The sequence below is a fragment of the Streptomyces sp. NPDC041200 genome, assembly GCF_055591805.1.
Genome location: NZ_JBVIZF010000001.1, coordinates 640,615 through 659,645 on the forward strand (window position 1 = coordinate 640,615; position 19,031 = coordinate 659,645).

The window sequence follows — 19,031 nt, forward strand, 5'->3', positions numbered from 1 at the left end:
GACGCCGAGCCCCGGGCCCGTTCGGCAGGGCCGCCACAGGGGAGAGGGACACCGCACCGCATGGGTAGCGACCAGAACGATCAGAGCAGCCAGAACAGCGACGGCCAGGGCCAGGCCGACTACGGCAAAAACACCCGCGATCGCGACGCAGCCGACAACGTTGGCCGTACCGCAGGTGGCAACTTCGCCTTCCTCCGCGCCGAGTGGCCCGCCCTCTACGACGAGGCGATCCGCGCCGAGCGGTTGATCCACCACGACCCCCGTGCCGCCTGTTTCTACGCACGACGTGCCATCGAGGTCACAGCGCGCTGGATGTACGACAAGGACAGCAGCCTCAGTGAGCCCTACAAGAAGGACCTCGCGGCGATGCTCCACGAGCCGAGCTTCCGGCAGCTCGTCGGGCCGACGGTCAACGCCAAGATGGACCTCATCCGTCGGCACGGCAACAACGCCGTGCACAAGGCCGCCCCGGTTCCGAAGACCGTCGCCGAGGCCAGCGTCAAGGAGCTGTTCCACTCCCTCTACTGGTTCGCCCGCACCTACACCCGCCAGGCTTCGGTTCTGCCGCCCGCCGGGTTGGAGTTCGACACCAGCGCCGTACCGCGCCCTCTCTCCCCCCAAGCCCGTGCGCTGAAGCAGGCCGAGCTCAAGGCCAAGGAAGCGGAGGACGAGGCACGCTTCAAGGAGCAGGCGGAGCAGCTCGCTGCCGAGCGGGCCCAGAACGCGGACCTCGCCCGGCAGCTCGAAGAGCTCAAGGCGCAGATCGCCGCGGCCAAGGCCGCCAACCAGGCCGTGCGGGACACCCATGACTACGACGAGAAGACGACCCGGGACGCCTTCATCGACCTGCTCCTCAAGGAAGCGGGCTGGGACCTCCTCACCCGGGGCAAGGACACCGAGTACCCGATAGCAACCGGGATGCCCACCAAGACGGGCAAGGGGTTTGTCGACTACGTGCTCTGGGGCGACGACGGCAAGCCCCTCGCCGTCGTCGAGGCCAAACGGACCCAGCGGGACGCCCGCGACGGGCAGCAGCAGGCGAAGCTGTACGCCGACGCGCTCCAGGAACAGTTCAACCGCCGCCCGGTGATCTTCTACACTAACGGGTACGAGACCTACCTCTGGGATGACGGCCTCGGCTACCCGCCCCGCCAGGTGCAGGGCTTCTTCACCAAGGACGAGCTGCACTGGCACATCCGCCAGCGCGCCGGACGCCTCTCCCTCACGGCCACGCCGGTGAACGAGAAGATCGCTGGCCGCCCCTACCAGCTCCGCGCTATCAAGCGAGTGGGCGAGGCCTTCGAACGGGACCGGGATCGTCAGGCGCTGCTCGTCATGGCGACCGGCACCGGCAAAACCCGTACCACCGTGGCCCTCGTGGACCAGCTGATGAAGGCGGGCTGGGCGCAGCGGGTGCTGTTCCTCGCCGACCGGCAGGCGCTGGTCACCCAGGCGATGAAGGCGTTCAAGGAGAACCTGCCGAACACCCCCGCGGTCAGCCTCCTCGACGACAAGGCCGCCTCGGCCCGCGTCTACCTCTCCACGTATCAGACGATGGTGAAGCAGATCGACGTCACTGACGGTGCGGGCCGCCGGCGTTTCGGTCCCGGCTACTTCGACCTGATCGTCATCGACGAGGCGCACCGCTCCGTGTACGCGAAGTATGGCGAGCTGTTCCGCTACTTCGACTCACTGCTGCTTGGTCTGACCGCCACGCCCAAGGATGAGATCGACTACAACACGTACAAGCTGTTCGCCATGGAGGACGGGGTCCCGACCGACTCCTACGACCTCCACGAAGCCGCCGCCGAGGGGTACCTCGTCCTCCCCAAGTCGGTGAAGGTACCGCTGAAGTTCATGGAGCAGGGTATTCGGTACGACGACCTCTCGGAGGAGGAGAAGGCCGAGTGGGACGCCAAGGAGTGGACCGAGGACGGCGACATCCCGGACGCGGTGGGTCGGCACGAGATGAACAAGTTCCTCTTCAACGAGGACACTGTGGACAAGATGTTGGAGACGCTGATGACGCGCGGACACCGCGTCGAGGGCGGCGACCGGCTCGGTAAGACGATCATTTTCGCGAAGAACAACGACCACGCCCGGTACATCGAGAAGCGCTACAACGCGAATTACCCGCAGGGTGCCGGCCACACGGCGCGCGTGATCACGTACAAGGAAACGTACGCCCAGTCCCTCATCGACGACTTCTCCAACCCGAAGAACCCGCCGAGCGCCCCCGACATCGCCATCTCCGTCGACATGCTCGACACCGGCATCGACGTGCCCGAGGTGGTGAACCTGGTCTTCGCCAAGCCCGTCTTCTCCAAGACCAAGTTCTGGCAGATGATCGGCCGCGGTACCCGTCTGCGTCCCGCCCTTTATGGCCCCGACCCCGACAACCCCGAGCACAGAAAGCAGAACTTTTACGTCTTCGACTTCTGCGGCAACATCGACTTCTTCAACAGCCAGCTCGATCGGTCGGAGGGACGCAGGGCCGTCACCCTCGCTGAAAAGCTCCTCCAGCGCCAGCTCGACCTCGTACGGGTACTGGACAAGCGGCAACAGCCCGATCCGGCACGGGACGCCGGCCCCGACGCGATCGGCACCGAGGCGGAGATCCGCTGGTCGTTGGCCCACCGGCTGCACCACACCGTCACCTGCATGAACCTGGACAACTTCCTGGTCCGCCCGCACCGCCGGGAGATCGAGGTCTTCAGTGACTTCGGCAGCTGGCACCGGGTGGACGACGACGCGGACACCGCGATCCGTGACCACCTGCTCGGATTGCCCAGCGAGTTCCGCCCGGACGACGAGGAGACGGGCGAGGAGGCCAAGCGGTTCGACCTGATGGCGTACGGTCTCCAGCTCGCCGCGCTGGAAGGCGGCAAGGAGTTCGCCAAGCTGCGCACGAAGATCCAGGACATCGCTTCCAACCTGCTCACCAAGACCAACATCCCGGCGGTCGGCGAACAGGCCGAGCTGCTGGAAGCGGTGGCGGGCGACGAATGGTGGGACGGCGTCACGCTCCCGCTGTTGGAGGACATGCGACGCCGTATGCGCCGACTGGCCCGCCTCACCGACCCCAAGGTCAAGCGGAACGTTGTCTACACCGACTTCGCCGACACGCTCGGCGACATCACCGAGGCAGAGATCCAGGGGATGCCCCAGGGCACGGACGAGCAGCGCTTCAAGCAGAAGGCCCGGGCTTACCTCTTGCGCCACGAGGACCAGCCGGTGGTGCGCAAACTGCGTCTCAACGAGCAGATCACCGAGCTCGATCTCTCGGACTTGGAGGAGATCTTCCTTGCAGAAGCCATCGCCTCCCCGGAGGACCTCGACGAGGTGCGGTCCTCTGGCGGCCTCGGCCTGTTCGTCCGCGGGTTGTGCGGGCTGGACCGGCAGGCGGCGCAGAAGGCGTTCGAGGCCTTCTGCACCGTCAAGCAGCTAAGCTCCCGCCAGCTCGACTTCCTGACGCTGATCATCGACACGGTCGTCAGGCGCGGAATCCTGAGCCTGGGGGACCTCTACGAGGATTCGTTCGCCGACCTCGCTCCCGGCGGTCCGAACGACCTGTTCACAGGTGACGAACTCGAACAACTCAAGGTTATCTTCAACAAACTGGAGCGGACAGCCAGGCCCACTACCTTGGCGGCCTAGGCTCGGCGCCGCGGCGATCAAGCAGTTAGGGAGCTGCCCGGCACAGCCACTGCCAGATCTATGGCCGTTGCTGGCTAGTCCTGAGAGGGGAGAAAGCGCGGCAGGCGGAACGGGACGGGCCGGAGCCGCCTCCCGCCCTCTGAGCGGTGGCCGGACGCCGGCTGACGGGTACTTGGGAAACGCGGGGCCTGGTCAGGGAGAATGTCCCAAGTACCTGTTCATGAATAGTCCACAGACCCCGTCCTGGGGCCACCCAGCGCTGCATACGCCTGCACATACGCGAAGACCCCGCACTCAGCCGCTGGGCTGATGGCGGGGTCTGCTGGCACCTTCTGCGAGGTGCCCCCGGCAGGATTCGAACCTGCGCACACGGCTCCGGAGGCCGTTGCTCTATCCCCTGAGCTACGGGGGCTTGCGCCCGTCGCTGCTGTCTCGCTGCGACGAGTAGAACACTACCAGCTCGCTGAGGGTGGTCATGAACGTTTATCGGGAGAGGGGGAGGGAGGCGCGGCGGGGAGCGGAGGGGGTATAGCGCATGGAGTGGGTGGGGTGCAGGGGAGTGGAGGGAAGGTCCCTCGGACGGGGTGGAAGTGGGCAAAACGCGGACGCGGGGGCGGGGGCGCGCCTACTCTTCAGGGTGTGCCTGGCTTGTCCGGCCGGGTCCTTGTCGTCGACGACAACAAGGTCATCCGGCAGCTGATCAGGGTCAACCTCGAGCTGGAGGGTCTCGAGGTCGTGACCGCGGCCGATGGTGCCGAGTGCCTGGAGATCGTTCACCAGGTGCGGCCCGATGTGATCACTCTCGATGTCGTGATGCCCAGACTGGACGGGCTGCAGACGGCGTCCAGGTTGCGTGCTGATGCGCGCACCCGGCAGTTGCCGGTGGCGATGATCAGTGCGAGTACGCAGGTGGAGGTGGACCGGGGGCGGGCGCTGGGGGTGGATGCCTTTCTGGCGAAACCCTTCGAGCCCGCTGAGCTGGTGAAGCTCGTGGGGCGGCTGATGCGTGAAGGGGCTGCTGGGGCGGCGGCGCCCGGTGATGCTGAGCCGGCTGTGGGGCCCACCGGCTAGCCGAGGTCGTGGGTTGGTCGGTGGGCGCCGGTCTGAAGGGTGAGGTGGGGGGCGTTCGTCCGAGGGGCGAAACCGGTTCGCGGAGGCACCCCCCTCCTCCCATACGCTGGTGCCGTGACACCCGCCCAGCTCTCCCGCACTGTGCTGCACACCGTGCGTCGCGCCGTCGAGGCCGACGAGCTGTGCGTCGCCGTGCCGGAGCGGGTGAAGGTGCGGACCCCGCCGCGGCCCGGGTGCGGGGATTACGCCACGAATGTCGCGTTGCAGCTTGCTCGGGGGCGTGGTGAGGGAGCTGCCGCGCGGATCGCCGAGGTGCTGCGGCGGCGGCTCGTCGGTACGCCCGGGATCGCCGCTGTGGATATCGCCGGGCCTGGGTTCTTGAACATCACCCTTGATGCGCACTCCCATGAGCAGATGGTCGGGGTCGTGCTGGAGCAGGGGGATGCGTACGGGCTGGGGGACGGGCTCGCTGGGGTGCACTCACGCTTCGCGCCCGCCGATGAGGTGCGGGCCGCGCTGGTGCTGCATGTGGTTGCTGGGCTTGTTGAGGGGTGTGGGGGAACCGCTGCCGTAGAGGTCGGCGGGGAGGTTATTTCCGTGCGCGGTGCCGGGGTCGACGGCCGGGAGCTGCTTACTCGGCTTGGCGGCGATGCCGCTCGGTGGGCACTGTTGCGGCCTGCCGCGCATGATGTTCCCGATCTGGATCCCGCGCACCTGCTGTCGCAGCGGGAGGGGAATCCGCTCTTCCGGGTGCGGTACGCGCATGCTCTCGCTCATCGGTCCGTCGATGACGGCGTAGAGGGTGCCGACGACGCGGCGCTGCTGGGGTTGCTGGGGGACTTTCCCCGTGCCGTCGAGGCCGCCGCCCGGCACCGCGCGCCCGATCGGGTTGCGCGGCACCTCGTTGCCACTGCTGATGCCTTCCTTCCTGGTACGCGGCGAAAACGTCTCGCCGAGGCCACCGGCATCGTGCTCGCCAATGGTCTCCGCCTGCTTGGCATCAGCGCTCCAGAACGCATTTGATCAATGAGAGAGACAGCATGAGCCGTTCCGCCCACCCCGCCGGGCCCCGTCACGCCGATGTTCTGCCCGAGGGGCACTACGCCGCGCCGCCCGCCGATCTCAATCAGCTCGATGCCCGGGTCTGGTCCCGCACCGTGACACGGAACGCCCAGGGCGTCGTCACCGTCGGCGGGATCGACGTCGGGACGCTCGCCGAGCAGTTCGGGACGCCCGCGTACTTCCTCGACGAGGACGACTTCCGCGCCCGCTGCCGGGCCTGGCGGGAGGCGTTCGGGGACGACGCGGACGTGTTCTACGCCGGGAAGGCGTTCCTGTCCCGCGCCGTTGTGCGCTGGCTGCACGAGGAGGGGCTGAACCTCGACGTCTGCTCCGAGGGGGAGCTGGCCACCGCGCTCGCGGCCGGGATGCCCGCCGAGCGGATCGCCCTGCATGGGAACAACAAGAGCAGCAGGGAGATTCAGAGGGCGGTCGAGGCAGGGGTCGGGCGCATTGTGCTCGACTCCTTCCAGGAGATCGTCCGCGTCGCGCACATCGCGCAGGGGCTCGGCAAGCGGCAGCCGGTCCAGATCCGGGTCACGGTCGGTGTCGAGGCGCATACGCACGAGTTCATCGCGACCGCGCACGAGGACCAGAAGTTCGGCATTCCGCTCGCGGGCGGGCTGGCCGCCGAGGCGGTGCGGCGGGCGCTGAAGCTCGATGGGATCGAGCTGATCGGCGTCCACTCGCACATCGGGTCGCAGATCTTCGACACCTCGGGCTTCGAGGTGGCCGCCCACCGCGTCGTCGGGCTGCTCAAGGAGGTCCGGGACGAGCACGGGGTCGAGCTGCCCGAGATCGACCTCGGCGGCGGTCTCGGCATCGCGTACACGCCGGACGACGACCCGAGTGAGCCGCACGACATCGCCAAGGCGCTGCGGGAGATCGTCACCCGGGAGTGCGCGAGTGCCGGGCTCTCGGTGCCGCGGCTGTCCGTCGAGCCGGGGCGGGCGATCGTCGGGCCGACCGCTTTCACCCTGTACGAAGTGGGTACGGTCAAGGAGCTGCCAGGGCTGCGTACGTACGTCAGCGTCGACGGGGGCATGTCCGACAACATCCGTACGGCGCTCTACGATGCGGAGTACTCGGTCGCGCTGGTCTCCCGGTCGTCGACGGCCGAGCCGATGGTGTCCCGGGTGGTCGGCAAGCACTGCGAGTCGGGCGACATCGTCGTACGGGACGCCTTCCTGCCCGCCGATCTGGCGCCCGGCGATCTGCTCGCCGTCCCGGCCACCGGCGCGTACTGCCGCTCGATGGCCAGCAACTACAACCATGCGCTGCGGCCGCCGGTCGTCGCCGTCCGGGACGGTCAGGCGCGGGAAATCGTCCGGCGGGAGACGGAGGAGGACCTCCTTCGCCTCGATGTCGGCTAGCGATCTCGGCAGCGATGCCGGTTCGGTGATGTTCGCTGGCGATGTCGGTTAGCGATGTCGGTTAGCGAGAAGTAAATCTCGGATACTGGACCCGGGGCGGGAAACCCCGACCAGTGCAAGAGACTGGTGCACCACCTAGATGGATGAGAAGCGAGGTCGGATGATGCGTACGCGTCCGCTGAAAGTGGCGCTGCTGGGCTGTGGAGTCGTCGGCTCAGAGGTGACGCGCATCATGACGACGCACGCGGACGACCTCGCGGCGCGCATCGGCGCCCCGGTCGAGCTGGCCGGGATCGCCGTGCGCCGCCCGGGCCGGGTCCGTGAGGGCGTGCCGCCCGAGCTGGTGACCACCGACGCCACCGCCCTGGTCAAGCGCGGGGACATCGACGTGGTCGTCGAGGTCATCGGCGGCATCGAGCCCGCCCGCTCGCTGATCACCACCGCCTTCGAGCACGGTGCGAGCGTGGTGTCGGCCAACAAGGCGCTGGTCGCCAAGGACGGCGCGGCGCTGCACGCCGCCGCCCAGGAGCGCGGCGCGGACCTCTACTACGAGGCGGCGGTCGCGGGCGCGATTCCGCTGGTGCGGCCGCTGCGCGAGTCGCTCGCGGGCGACAACATCAACCGCGTCCTCGGCATCGTCAACGGCACCACGAACTTCATCCTCGACCGGATGGACGGCAGCGGAGCCGGGTATTCCGAGGCGCTGGACGAGGCCACCGCCCTCGGGTACGCCGAGGCCGACCCGACCGCCGACGTCGAGGGCTTCGACGCCGCCGCCAAGGCCGCGATCCTGGCCGGGATCGCCTTCCACACCCGGGTCACGCTCGATGATGTGCACCGTGAGGGCATCACCGAGGTGACCGCGGCAGACATCGCGTCCGCCAAGCGCATGGGGTGCACCGTCAAGCTGCTCGCGATCTGCGAGCGGGCCGCGGACGGCCGGTCGGTGACCGCGCGGGTGCATCCGGCGATGATTCCGCTGGCCCATCCGCTGGCCTCGGTCCGCGAGGCGTACAACGCGGTCTTCGTGGAGGCCGACGCGGCCGGTCAGCTGATGTTCTACGGGCCGGGCGCGGGCGGTTCGCCGACCGCCTCGGCGGTCCTCGGGGACCTGGTCGCGGCCTGCCGCAACAAGCTGGCGGGCACCGCCGGGCCGGGCGAGTCCGCGTACAGCCAGCTGCCCGTGAGCCCCATGGGGCAGGTCGTCACGCGGTACCACATCAGCCTCGACGTCGCCGACAAACCGGGTGTCCTCGCCCAGGTCGCGACAGTCTTCGCCGAACACGGCGTGTCGATCGATACGGTCCGGCAGCAGGGTAAGGACGGCGAGGCGTCCCTCGTCGTCGTGACCCACCGCGCGAGCGATGCCGCGCTCTCGGCGACCGTCGAGACACTGCGCCAGCTCGACACCGTCCGCGATGTCGCGAGCATCATGCGGGTCGAGGGCGAGTAGCGGGCCGGTAGCAGGCCGACAGAGGCGGAGCAGAGGCCGAGTAGAGGGCGAGCGGAGAAAAAGGGAAATCATGAACGCAATTGCTGACGCCGGGCCTCGAATGTCCGGCACCCGCCAGTGGCACGGATGGCGGGGCATCATCGAGGAGTACCGCGACCGGCTCCCGGTCGGCGAGTCGAGCCCCGTCGTCACCCTCCGCGAGGGCGGGACGCCCCTCGTGCCCGCGCAGGTGCTCTCCGAGCGCACCGGCTGCGAGGTCCACCTCAAGGTCGAGGGCGCCAACCCCACCGGGTCCTTCAAGGACCGCGGGATGACGATGGCCATCAGCGCGGCCAAGGAGGCGGGCGCCAAGGCCGTCATCTGCGCCTCCACCGGAAACACCTCGGCCTCGGCGGCGGCGTACGCCGTGCGGGCCGGGATGGTCTGCGCGGTGCTGGTCCCGCAGGGCAAGATCGCGCTGGGCAAGATGGGCCAGGCGCTGGTGCACGGCGCGAAGATCCTCCAGGTCGACGGAAACTTCGACGACTGTCTGACGCTCGCGCGCGGACTCTCCGAGAAGTACCCGGTGGCGCTGGTCAATTCGGTCAACCCGGCCCGCATCGAGGGGCAGAAGACCGCGGCCTTCGAGATCGTCGACATGCTCGGCGACGCGCCCGACATCCACGTCCTGCCGGTCGGGAACGCGGGCAACATCACCGCCTACTGGAAGGGCTACCAGGAGTACGCGGCCGAGGGCGGCCCGTCCTCCCGCACCCCCCGGATGTGGGGCTTCCAGGCGGCGGGCTCCGCGCCCTTCGTGCGCGGTGAGCCGGTCAAGGAGCCGGCCACCATCGCCACCGCGATCCGGATCGGCAACCCGGCCTCCTGGACGCAGGCCGAGCGGGCGCGGGACGAGTCGGGCGGCTTCATCGACGAGGTGACCGACCGTCAGATCCTCGCCGCCTACCGGATGCTCGCCTCCCAGGAGGGCGTCTTCGTCGAGCCCGCCTCCGCGGCGAGCGTGGCCGGACTGCTGAAGGCGGCCGAGGAGGGCAAGGTCGACCCGGGCCAGCGCATCGTGTGCACGGTGACCGGCAACGGCCTGAAGGACCCGGACTGGGCGGTCGCGGGCGCCCCGCAGCCGGTCATCGTGCCGGTGGACGCCGACGCGGCGGCCGTACGGCTCGGACTGGCGTAACGGCGCAACGACGTAACGGCGCAACGGCGTAACGCGCGAGGCGGGTCGGGGTGCGACGACGGCACCCCGGCCCGGCCCGTAGATCCCGCGTCAGAGCCCCGCGGAACCTCGCGACAGCGCCCGTAGAACCCCACGTCAGCGCCCCCGTGTCCGGTTCCCGGCAGAACCGCCCGAGACCGCCGTCTAAAGATCCACTCGAGTGGTGGACGAGATGTGCGGGAACGATGAGGGCGCGCGAAACCCTCCAGTAGAGTGGACCTGGTCGACGACAGGGAGTGCGACACGCATCGTGCGCCTCCCGTGCGCCCTATGTCGCCACAGAACCTTCCTTCGATAGGCTGTACTGAATCCGCCCCGACGCAGAGCGTTCATGGCGTCGCCGTCCTGTCACGGCCCCCGCGGTGTTCCGTACGTCTTCGAGCAATCGCACGTCACACAAGGAGAGTCATCGAGCGATGGCCGGTCCAGCGTTCCGCGCCGCCGCCGTCCGAGTGCGCGTCCCCGCCTCGAGCGCCAATCTCGGTCCCGGCTATGACGCCTTCGGTCTCGCCCTGGGGCTCTACGACGACGTGGTGGTCCGGGTCGCCGACTCCGGTCTGCACGTCGACATCGCGGGCGAGGGCGCCGAGGGCCTGCCGCGCGACGAGAGCCACCTGCTCGTACGCTCCCTCCGCACCGCCTTCGACCTGCTGGGCGGGCAGCCGCGCGGCCTCGAGGTGGTCTGCGCCAACCGCATTCCGCACGGCCGCGGGCTCGGCTCCTCCTCCGCCGCCATCTGCGCCGGGATCACCGCCGCGCGCGCCGTGACGATAGGCGGCGCCGAGAAGCTCGACGACGAGGCGCTGGTGGAGCTGGCCACCGAGATCGAGGGCCACCCCGACAACGTCGCCGCCTGTCTGCTCGGCGGCTTCACCCTCGCCTGGACGGACGCGGGCGCCGCCCGGGCGATCAGGATGGACCCTGCCGATTCCATCGTTCCGGTGGTCTTCGTGCCCGGGAAGCCGGTGCTCACGGAGACCGCCCGCGGACTGCTGCCGCGCACCGTCCCGCACGTGGACGCGGCCGTCAACGCGGGGCGGGCGGCCCTGCTCGTGGAGGCCCTGACCAGGCGTCCCGAGCTGCTGCTCGCGGCGACGGAGGACCGGCTCCACCAGGAATACCGCGCTCCGGCGATGCCCGACAGCGTGAGCCTGGTGCACCGACTGCGCGCGGACGGCGTCCCCGCGGTCGTCTCCGGCGCGGGCCCCACGGTGCTCGCGCTGGTCGAGGACGGTGCGGCCGACAAGGTCGCACGACTGGCGGGCGAGGGGTGGGCGGCCAACCGGCTGGCTCTCGACGCCGGGGGGGCGAGCGTCCTGCCGCTCAGCTGACTCAGCCGCCCGGGGCGTTCCCCGGGCGCCGCACAACCCGATTGCCGGTTGGAGAGGGGGAATGTTTGTTGGATCCGGTAGTGTTAACCTCAAGTCTGCACTTGAAGCCTCTTGGATGTACTCGGAGGCGCAGTGCTCAGTGTCCCCGTCCGGGACCACCCTTCTTCCGGGAGCCTCCCACACTGCCTGAGCAGCCTGCCTGAGCAGTGTCGTGCACGCTCCGGAATCGGCGTGGCGGATTCAAGCGAACCTTTCTGCCGCGTCGGAACCATGAATGTTCTCTCCGCCGTACCGGCGGACCACCGCCCCGGCCCGGTCCGTAACGGAAGGACCACAGCCGGACAGCACAACCGGTCGCCGAGCCAGACAGGCCGACGCCCGCTCCAGGGAAGGACCCTTCGTGAGCGACACCACCGATCTGATGGGCGTGAACGCCTCCGGCACCTCCGACAGCGGTGTCGGCAATGCCGCCGCGCCCGCTACGGACGCTTCCGCGCCTGCCACCGGTGCTGCCACTGGCACTGCCCCGCGGCGACGCCGCTCGGGCACCGGCCTTGACGCCATGGTTCTGGCAGAGCTGCAGCAGCTCGCCTCGAGCCTGGGCATCAAGGGCACCGCGCGGATGCGCAAGAGCCAGCTGATCGAGGTCATCAAGGAGAAGCAGGCCGCATCCGGCGGCGGAGCCCAGGGCTCCGAGGCCGCCCCGTCCACCGCCGAGGGGGTGACCAAGCCGAAGCGTCGTGCGACCTCCAAGGCCCGTACGGGCGACGACAGCGCGGACGCGGGGAACCAGAGCAAGGCCGACAAGGCCGACAAGGACGACCAGGCCGCGGAGGCCGAGAAGTCCGGCAAGGCCGGCCGGGGCGGCAAGGCGGACAAGGCCGCCTCGCAGGGGCAGATCGACATCCCGGGCCAGTCCGGGGAGTCGGCCGCCGACGAGCAGCCGGCCGGTGAGCGCCGTCGCCGCCGGGCGACCGCGCCGGCCACCGCCACCGCCGAGTCGGGGGGCACGGCGACCGCCGTCGACACCCGTACGGAGACCCGGACCGAGACCAAGGCCGACGCCAAGGGCGAGGCCGTGGCGGACACCGCCGAGGGCAAGGGCGCGAAGGGCGGCGACCGTCAGGACCGCCAGGAGCGCGGCCAGAAGGGCGACCGCCGTGAGCGCGGCGGCCAGCGTGACCGCGGCCGCGGCGGCAAGGGCGACGACGGCCAGCAGGGCGGCGGTGGCCGCCAGCAGCGCGACGGCGGGCGCGGCCAGGGCCAGCAGCAGCGCCCCGACGACGGTGACGACGACTTCGAGGGCGGGCGCCGCGGGCGCCGCGGCCGTTACCGGGACCGCCGTGGCCGTCGTGGCCGCGACGACTTCGGCAACGAGCCGCAGGTCTCCGACGACGACGTCCTGATCCCGGTCGCGGGCATCCTCGACATCCTCGACAACTACGCGTTCATCCGGACCTCCGGCTACCTGCCGGGCCCGAACGACGTGTACGTCTCGCTCGCCCAGGTCCGCAAGAACGGTCTGCGCAAGGGCGATCACGTCACCGGTGCGGTCCGTCAGCCGCGCGAGGGCGAGCGCCGCGAGAAGTTCAACGCGCTGGTGCGGCTCGACTCGGTCAACGGCATGGCGCCCGAAACCGGCCGTGGGCGGCCCGAGTTCGGGAAGCTGACGCCGCTTTACCCGCAGGACCGGCTGCGTCTGGAGAGTGAGGCCGGCGGCCTGACGACCCGGATCATCGACCTGGTCGCGCCGATCGGCAAGGGCCAGCGCGGTCTGATCGTGGCTCCGCCGAAGACCGGTAAGACCATGATCATGCAGGCGATCGCCAACGCGATCACCCGCAACAGCCCCGAGTGCCATCTGATGGTCGTCCTCGTCGACGAGCGGCCGGAAGAGGTCACCGACATGCAGCGCTCGGTCAAGGGCGAGGTCATCTCCTCGACCTTCGACCGTCCCGCCGAGGACCACACCACCGTCGCCGAGCTGGCGATCGAGCGGGCCAAGCGGCTGGTGGAGCTGGGCCACGACGTGGTCGTGCTGCTGGACTCGATCACCCGTCTGGGCCGCGCGTACAACCTGGCGGCGCCCGCCTCCGGCCGCATCCTGTCCGGTGGTGTCGACTCGACCGCGCTCTACCCGCCGAAGAAGTTCTTCGGTGCCGCGCGGAACATCGAGGACGGCGGCTCGCTGACCATCCTGGCCACCGCGCTGGTCGAGACCGGCTCGCGGATGGACGAGGTGATCTTCGAGGAGTTCAAGGGCACCGGCAACATGGAGCTCAAGCTCGACCGGAAGCTCGCCGACAAGCGCATCTTCCCGGCGGTCGACGTCGACCCGTCGAGCACCCGTAAGGAAGAGATCCTGCTGGCGCCGGACGAGCTGAACATCGTCTGGAAGCTGCGCCGGGTGCTGCACGCGCTCGACTCGCAGCAGGCGATCGAGCTGCTGCTCGACAAGATGAAGCAGACGAAGTCGAACGCCGAGTTCCTGATGCAGATCGCCAAGACCACGCCCAGCCCGGGCAACAACGGCGACTGACCGCATACAGATCAGCCACGCTCCGTCAGCCGAGGCCTCCCCGCACTGCGGGGAGGCCTCGGTTTTTTGAGAGGTGAACCACACCAAATGGGACAGTCACGGAACGGTCTCGATGCCCTTATCACCTGCGAAAGCGCAGGTGAGAGCGGTAAGGCGGACGAACGGGACGAACGGCGTCCGGGCTGCCCCAGCTGAAAACGGGGGTGGCTTGATATGCAACCCTGGCGCTCGGCCTGTCATCTGTCAGGTCGGATCCGCGACGCCACGCCTGACCGTGACGGCAGGGGGTACCCGGGATACGAGGACTGAGGAGCACATGGCTGACGACCAGCAGAGCACGCCGGTGAACCCGGGCCGCCACCGAGCCCGCGGAGGCTCCTCCGGCGGCCGCCGCCGCAAGCGTCCCAGCGCGCGCCGCAGGGCCACGCACATCACCGTCTGGTCGGTCGCCTCCGTCCTGATCCTCGGCGGCGCCGGGGCGGGCTATCTCTACTTCAAGCTCAACGGCAACCTCACCGGCGTCGACGTCGACGCGGCCCTGGGCTCCGACCGCCCCAAGAACGTCGACAACGGCTCGATGGACATCCTCGTCCTCGGCTCCGACTCCCGGGCCGGGAAGAACGCCAAGTACGGCACGGACGAGGGCACCTCGCGCTCCGACACCGCGATGATCGTGCACGTCTACAAGGGCCGCAAGAAGGCCAGCGTGGTCAGCGTCCCGCGCGACACGATCGTCAAGCGCCCCTCGTGCGAGAAGGACGGCAAGGAGAGCCCCGCCGTCCAGGAGGCGATGTTCAACAGCGCCTACGAGGCGGGCGGCCCGGCCTGCACCATCAAGACCGTCGAGGACATGAGCGGCATACGCATGGACCACTTCCTGGAGGTCGACTTCTCCGGCTTCCAGCAGCTGATCGACGACCTCGGCGGCGTCAACATCACCACCACCCAGGCGATCCACGACCCGAAGAGCCACCTCGACCTGGAGCCCGGCGCGCACACCCTCAACGGCGAGCAGTCGCTGGGCCTCGTACGGACCCGGCACGGCGTCGGCGACGGCAGTGACCTCGGCCGGATCAAGCTCCAGCAGGCGTTCGTCAAGGCGCTCCTCGACCAGATCAAGAGCGTCAACCTCTTCGGCAACCCGAAGAAGCTGTACGACCTCGCCAACACCTCCACCAAGGCGCTCACCACCGACTCCGAGCTGGCCTCGGTCAACAAGCTGTCGGGCTTCGCCAAGAGCCTCCAGGGCATCGGCTCGGGCAACATGAAGATGACCACGCTGCCCGTCCAGTACGACCCGAACGACCCGGCGCGGGTGCTGCCGATGGAGTCGAAGACCAAGCTGATCTGGAAGGCGCTGCGGGCGGACAAGCCCATTCCGAAGGCCGCCACCAAGGGCTCCGCGGGCGACGCGAACGACGCGGGCAACGTGGTCAAGTAGGACCACCGGGCGGATGTCGGACGGGGCCGGGAATATCCCGGCCCCACCCCCGGTTTTGGGTGATGCGGCCAGTGCTGGCAAACTGGATCGTCGGCCCCGGTTCACGACGTGCAAACCCGCCCGTCGACCCGGCGCCCTCCCGAGACACCAGGAGACTCCCTTGAAGCGCGACATCCACCCCGAGTACGTCGAGACCCAGGTCAGCTGCACCTGTGGCGCGTCCTTCACCACCCGCAGCACCATGAGCGGCGGCACCGTCCGTGCCGACATCTGCTCCGAGTGCCACCCGTTCTACACGGGCAAGCAGAAGATCCTCGACACCGGTGGCCGTGTGGCGCGGTTCGAGGCCCGCTTCGGCAAGAGCGCAGGGTCCGCCAAGAAGTAGCGGCCCGCACGGCGCCGGTCCTCGGTCGCCCCCGCGCAGGGGCGACCCGGACCGGCGTTTTGCGTCAACGGCCCGTCGGCCGTCCCGTCCGGCCCGTACCCCACGCGTCCACGCAGACCCACTCAGGGAGCCCTCATGTTCGAGGCGGTCGAGGAACTGATCGGCGAACACGCCGACCTCGAGAAGCGGCTCGCCGACCCCGCGGTCCACGCCGACCAGCGCGAGGCGAAGCGGCTCAACAAGCGCTACGCCGAGCTGACGCCGATCATCGGCACCTACCGCGACTGGAAGCAGACCGGGGACGACATCGAGACGGCCCAGGAGCTGGCCCAGGACGATCCGGACTTCGCAGACGAGGTCAAGGAGCTGGAGCTGCGCCGCCAGGAGCTGACCGACCGGCTGCGGCTGCTGCTGGTCCCGCGCGACCCCAGCGACGACAAGGACGTCATCCTGGAGGTCAAGGCGGGCGAGGGCGGCGAGGAGTCCGCGCTGTTCGCCGGAGACCTGCTGCGGATGTATCTGCGGTACGCCGAGCGGATCGGCTGGAGGACCGAGATCATCGACGCCAACGAGTCCGACCTCGGCGGCTACAAGGACGTCCAGGTGGCCGTGAAGGCCAAGGGCACCATCGAGCCCGGCCAGGGCGTATGGGCCCGGCTGAAGTACGAGGGCGGGGTGCACCGCGTCCAGCGGGTGCCCGCGACCGAGTCCCAGGGCCGTATCCACACCTCCGCCGCCGGTGTGCTGGTCACGCCCGAGGCCGAGGAGGTCGAGGTCGAGATCGGCCCCAACGACCTGCGGATCGACGTCTACCGCTCCTCCGGCCCCGGCGGCCAGTCGGTGAACACCACCGACTCCGCGGTGCGCATCACCCACCTGCCCACCGGCATCGTGGTCTCCTGCCAGAACGAGAAGAGCCAGCTCCAGAACAAGGAGCAGGCGCTGCGCATCCTGCGCTCGCGGCTGCTGGCCGCCGCCCAGGAGGAGGCCGAGCGGGAGGCGTCGGACGCCCGCCGCAGCCAGGTCCGCACCGTCGACCGCTCCGAGCGCATCCGTACCTACAACTTCCCGGAGAACCGCATCTCGGACCACCGGGTGGGTTTCAAGGCGTACAACCTGGACCAGGTGCTCGACGGAGAGCTGGCGCCCGTCATCCAGGCGTGCGTCGACGCCGACGCGGCGGCGAAGCTCGCGGCGGCACAGTAGGACCTTTCCTCTTCGCAACGACGGACGAGACCGGCTGGAGGAATTCAGTGAATGTGCTGCTCGCCGAGGTGGCTCAGGCCACCCAGCGGCTGGCCGACGCGGGCGTGCCCTCCCCGCGCTTCGACGCGGAGGAGCTGGCCGCCTTCGTGCACGGCGTCAAGCGGGGGGAGCTGCACGGCGTGCCCGACGCCGACTTCGACGCCCGCTACTGGGAGGCGGTCGCCCGCCGCGAGGCCCGCGAACCCCTGCAGCACATCACCGGCCGCGCCTTCTTCCGCTACCTGGAACTCCAGGTCGGCCCCGGCGTCTTCGTGCCCCGCCCGGAGACCGAGTCGGTCGTCGGCTGGGCCATAGACGCGGTCCGGGCCATGGACGTCGTCGAACCCCTCATCGTCGACCTGTGCAGCGGCTCCGGAGCCATCGCCCTGGCCCTCGCCCAGGAGGTGCCCCGCTCCCGGGTGCACGCCGTGGAGCTGGACGAGGGCGCCCTCCAGTGGGCCCGCAAGAACGTCGAGGGGTCCCGCGTCGTTCTCCAGCGAGGAGACGCGTTGACGGCGCTGCCCGAGCTGGACGGCCAGGTGGACCTCGTCATCAGCAACCCCCCGTACATCCCGCTGACCGAGTGGGAGTACGTGGCGCCGGAGGCGCGCGACCACGACCCCCAGCTCGCGCTCTTCTCCGGTGAGGACGGCCTCGATGTGATCCGCGGCCTGGAGCGCACGGCCCACCGGCTGCTGCGTCCGGGTGGCGTCGTCGTCATCGAGCACGCAGACACCCAGGGCGGCCAGGTGCCGTGGATCTTCACGGAGGAGCGTGGCTGGGCGGACGCCGCCGACCACCCCGACCTGAACAAACGGCCCCGATTCGCCACCGCGCGGAAGGCCATGCCGTGACCGCGGCACCGCACCACACACTGGCCACGTACGAGGAGGACCGTTAAAAATGGCACGGCGATACGACTGCGGGGACGCGACCGACCGCAAGACCGGCCTTCGCGAGGCCGCGTCCGCCGTCCGCCGCGGCGAACTGGTCGTGCTGCCCACCGACACCGTCTACGGGATCGGTGCGGACGCCTTCAGCGCGGAGGCGGTCGGCGATCTGCTGGAGGCCAAGGGCCGGGGCCGCAACATGCCGACCCCCGTCCTGGTCGGCTCCCCGAACACCCTGCACGGCCTGGTCACCGACTTCTCCGAGCAGGCCTGGGAGCTGGTCGACGCCTTCTGGCCCGGCGCGCTCACCCTCGTCGCCCGGCATCAGCCGTCGCTGACCTGGGACCTGGGCGAGACCCGGGGCACGGTCGCGGTACGGATGCCGCTGCACCCGGTCGCGATCGAGCTGCTGACCGACTTCGGCCCGATGGCGGTCTCCAGCGCCAACCTCACCGGACACCCGTCCCCGCAGGACTGCGATGCCGCGCAGGACATGCTGGGCGACTCCGTCTCGGTCTACCTCGACGGCGGCCCGACCCCGGCCGCGGTGCCGTCCTCCATCGTCGACGTCACCGGCAAGGTCCCGGTGCTGCTGCGGGCGGGCGCGCTCACCGCGGAGCAGCTCCGTGAGGTCGTACCCGACCTCGAGGTGGCGAATTGACAGCCCCTGAGACGGGCCGTGGCATAGCGGAACACCGTGCGAAGCACGCCGAGACCTCGTTCCGCATCCTCCACGTCAGCACCGGCAACGTCTGCCGCTCGCCGATCACCGAGCGGCTGACCCGGCATGCCCTCACCCACCGGCTCGGCACCGCCCGCACCAGCGGGCTGATCGTGGAGAGCGCCGGCACCTGGGGCCACGAGGGCGCGCCGATGGAGGCGCACGCCGCCACCGTCCTGACCGACTTCGGCGCCGACCCGGACGGCTTCATCGGCCGGGAGCTGCTGGACGAGCACGTCATCCGCGCCGACCTCGTGCTGACCGCGACCCGCGACCACCGGGCCCAGGTCATCTCGATGGGCCACTCGGCGGGTCTGCGCACCTTCACGCTCAAGGAGTTCACCCGGCTGGTACGGGCCATAGACCCCGCGACGCTGCCCGACCCGGAGGAGGCGGGCGGCGTGGTCGAGCGCGCCCGCTCCCTGGTCCAGGCGGCGGCCGCGCTGCGCGGCTGGCTGCTGGCGCCGAACGAGGAGGCCGACGAGGTGCACGACCCGTACGGGGCGCCGATCACCTTCTTCCGCTCCATCGGCGACGAGATCAACCAGGCGCTGGACCCGGTCGTGACCGCGTTGACGGGGGTTCCGGCTCCCGCGTAGCCCGGTGGCTCACGGTCGCGGCGCGCGCTGCTTCGGTCGCGGGCCTACATT

Annotated in this window: 14 protein-coding genes and 1 tRNA gene; 14 read left to right on the plus strand and 1 reads right to left on the minus strand. The window is 69.7% G+C overall.

Annotated elements, in window-relative coordinates; genetic code table 11:
* Window positions 1-60: 60 nt before the first annotated feature.
* A complete protein-coding gene (locus ACZ6CL_RS03090) occupies window positions 61-3,657 on the plus strand; it encodes a DEAD/DEAH box helicase family protein (protein ID WP_468930443.1) in 3,597 nt (1,198 codons plus the stop codon).
* 340 nt (window positions 3,658-3,997) lie between these two features.
* On the opposite strand, the gene ACZ6CL_RS03095 is transcribed toward ACZ6CL_RS03090, so the two are convergent.
* Window positions 3,998-4,069, minus strand: a tRNA-Arg gene (locus tag ACZ6CL_RS03095).
* Window positions 4,070-4,296: 227 nt separating this feature from the next.
* On the opposite strand from ACZ6CL_RS03095, the gene ACZ6CL_RS03100 reads away from it, so the two are divergent.
* The 13 genes from ACZ6CL_RS03100 to ACZ6CL_RS03160 all read left to right on the plus strand — a co-directional run bounded on the left by ACZ6CL_RS03100 (window position 4,297) and on the right by ACZ6CL_RS03160 (window position 18,980).
* Entirely contained in the window at window positions 4,297-4,728 is a 432-nt protein-coding gene (locus ACZ6CL_RS03100) for a response regulator (RefSeq protein ID WP_468930445.1), read from the plus strand.
* Window positions 4,729-4,842: 114 nt separating this feature from the next.
* Window positions 4,843-5,751 (plus strand): ArgS family protein, encoded by a 909-nt coding sequence (locus tag ACZ6CL_RS03105; protein ID WP_468930447.1) that lies wholly within the window; start codon window positions 4,843-4,845, stop codon window positions 5,749-5,751.
* A gap of 17 nt (window positions 5,752-5,768) precedes the next feature.
* A complete protein-coding gene (lysA, locus tag ACZ6CL_RS03110) occupies window positions 5,769-7,160 on the plus strand; it encodes a diaminopimelate decarboxylase (RefSeq protein WP_468930450.1) in 1,392 nt (463 codons plus the stop codon).
* Window positions 7,161-7,320: 160 nt separating this feature from the next.
* Entirely contained in the window at window positions 7,321-8,613 is a 1,293-nt protein-coding gene (locus ACZ6CL_RS03115) for a homoserine dehydrogenase (RefSeq protein ID WP_468930453.1), read from the plus strand.
* A 70-nt stretch (window positions 8,614-8,683) separates the two neighbouring features.
* Entirely contained in the window at window positions 8,684-9,790 is a 1,107-nt protein-coding gene (thrC, locus tag ACZ6CL_RS03120) for a threonine synthase (RefSeq protein ID WP_468930455.1), read from the plus strand.
* A gap of 455 nt (window positions 9,791-10,245) precedes the next feature.
* Window positions 10,246-11,160: a homoserine kinase gene (gene thrB, locus ACZ6CL_RS03125; RefSeq protein WP_468930457.1), complete on the plus strand. Its 915-nt coding sequence runs from the start codon at window positions 10,246-10,248 to the stop codon at window positions 11,158-11,160.
* 400 nt (window positions 11,161-11,560) lie between these two features.
* A complete protein-coding gene (gene rho, locus ACZ6CL_RS03130) occupies window positions 11,561-13,699 on the plus strand; it encodes a transcription termination factor Rho (RefSeq protein WP_468930459.1) in 2,139 nt (712 codons plus the stop codon).
* A 316-nt stretch (window positions 13,700-14,015) separates the two neighbouring features.
* On the plus strand, window positions 14,016-15,140 hold the full coding sequence (locus ACZ6CL_RS03135) for an LCP family protein (RefSeq protein WP_468930462.1): 1,125 nt from the start codon (window positions 14,016-14,018) through the stop codon (window positions 15,138-15,140).
* Window positions 15,141-15,300: 160 nt separating this feature from the next.
* Window positions 15,301-15,525 carry a 50S ribosomal protein L31 gene (gene rpmE, locus ACZ6CL_RS03140; RefSeq protein WP_385440252.1) on the plus strand — a complete coding sequence of 75 codons (225 nt, stop codon included), beginning with the start codon at window positions 15,301-15,303 and terminating at the stop codon, window positions 15,523-15,525.
* A 135-nt stretch (window positions 15,526-15,660) separates the two neighbouring features.
* The gene (gene prfA / locus ACZ6CL_RS03145) at window positions 15,661-16,731 is read left to right on the plus strand and encodes a peptide chain release factor 1 (protein WP_468930466.1); all 1,071 of its coding nucleotides are present in this window, start codon (window positions 15,661-15,663) and stop codon (window positions 16,729-16,731) included.
* 47 nt (window positions 16,732-16,778) lie between these two features.
* Window positions 16,779-17,624 carry a peptide chain release factor N(5)-glutamine methyltransferase gene (prmC, locus tag ACZ6CL_RS03150; protein WP_385440248.1) on the plus strand — a complete coding sequence of 282 codons (846 nt, stop codon included), beginning with the start codon at window positions 16,779-16,781 and terminating at the stop codon, window positions 17,622-17,624.
* A 49-nt stretch (window positions 17,625-17,673) separates the two neighbouring features.
* Window positions 17,674-18,321, plus strand: coding sequence for an L-threonylcarbamoyladenylate synthase (locus tag ACZ6CL_RS03155; protein ID WP_468930469.1), 648 nt, complete (start codon window positions 17,674-17,676; stop codon window positions 18,319-18,321).
* Entirely contained in the window at window positions 18,318-18,980 is a 663-nt protein-coding gene (locus ACZ6CL_RS03160) for an arsenate reductase/protein-tyrosine-phosphatase family protein (protein ID WP_123099801.1), read from the plus strand. The genes ACZ6CL_RS03155 and ACZ6CL_RS03160 overlap by 4 nt, the downstream gene beginning before the upstream one ends.
* The last annotated feature ends 51 nt before the right edge of the window (window positions 18,981-19,031 follow it).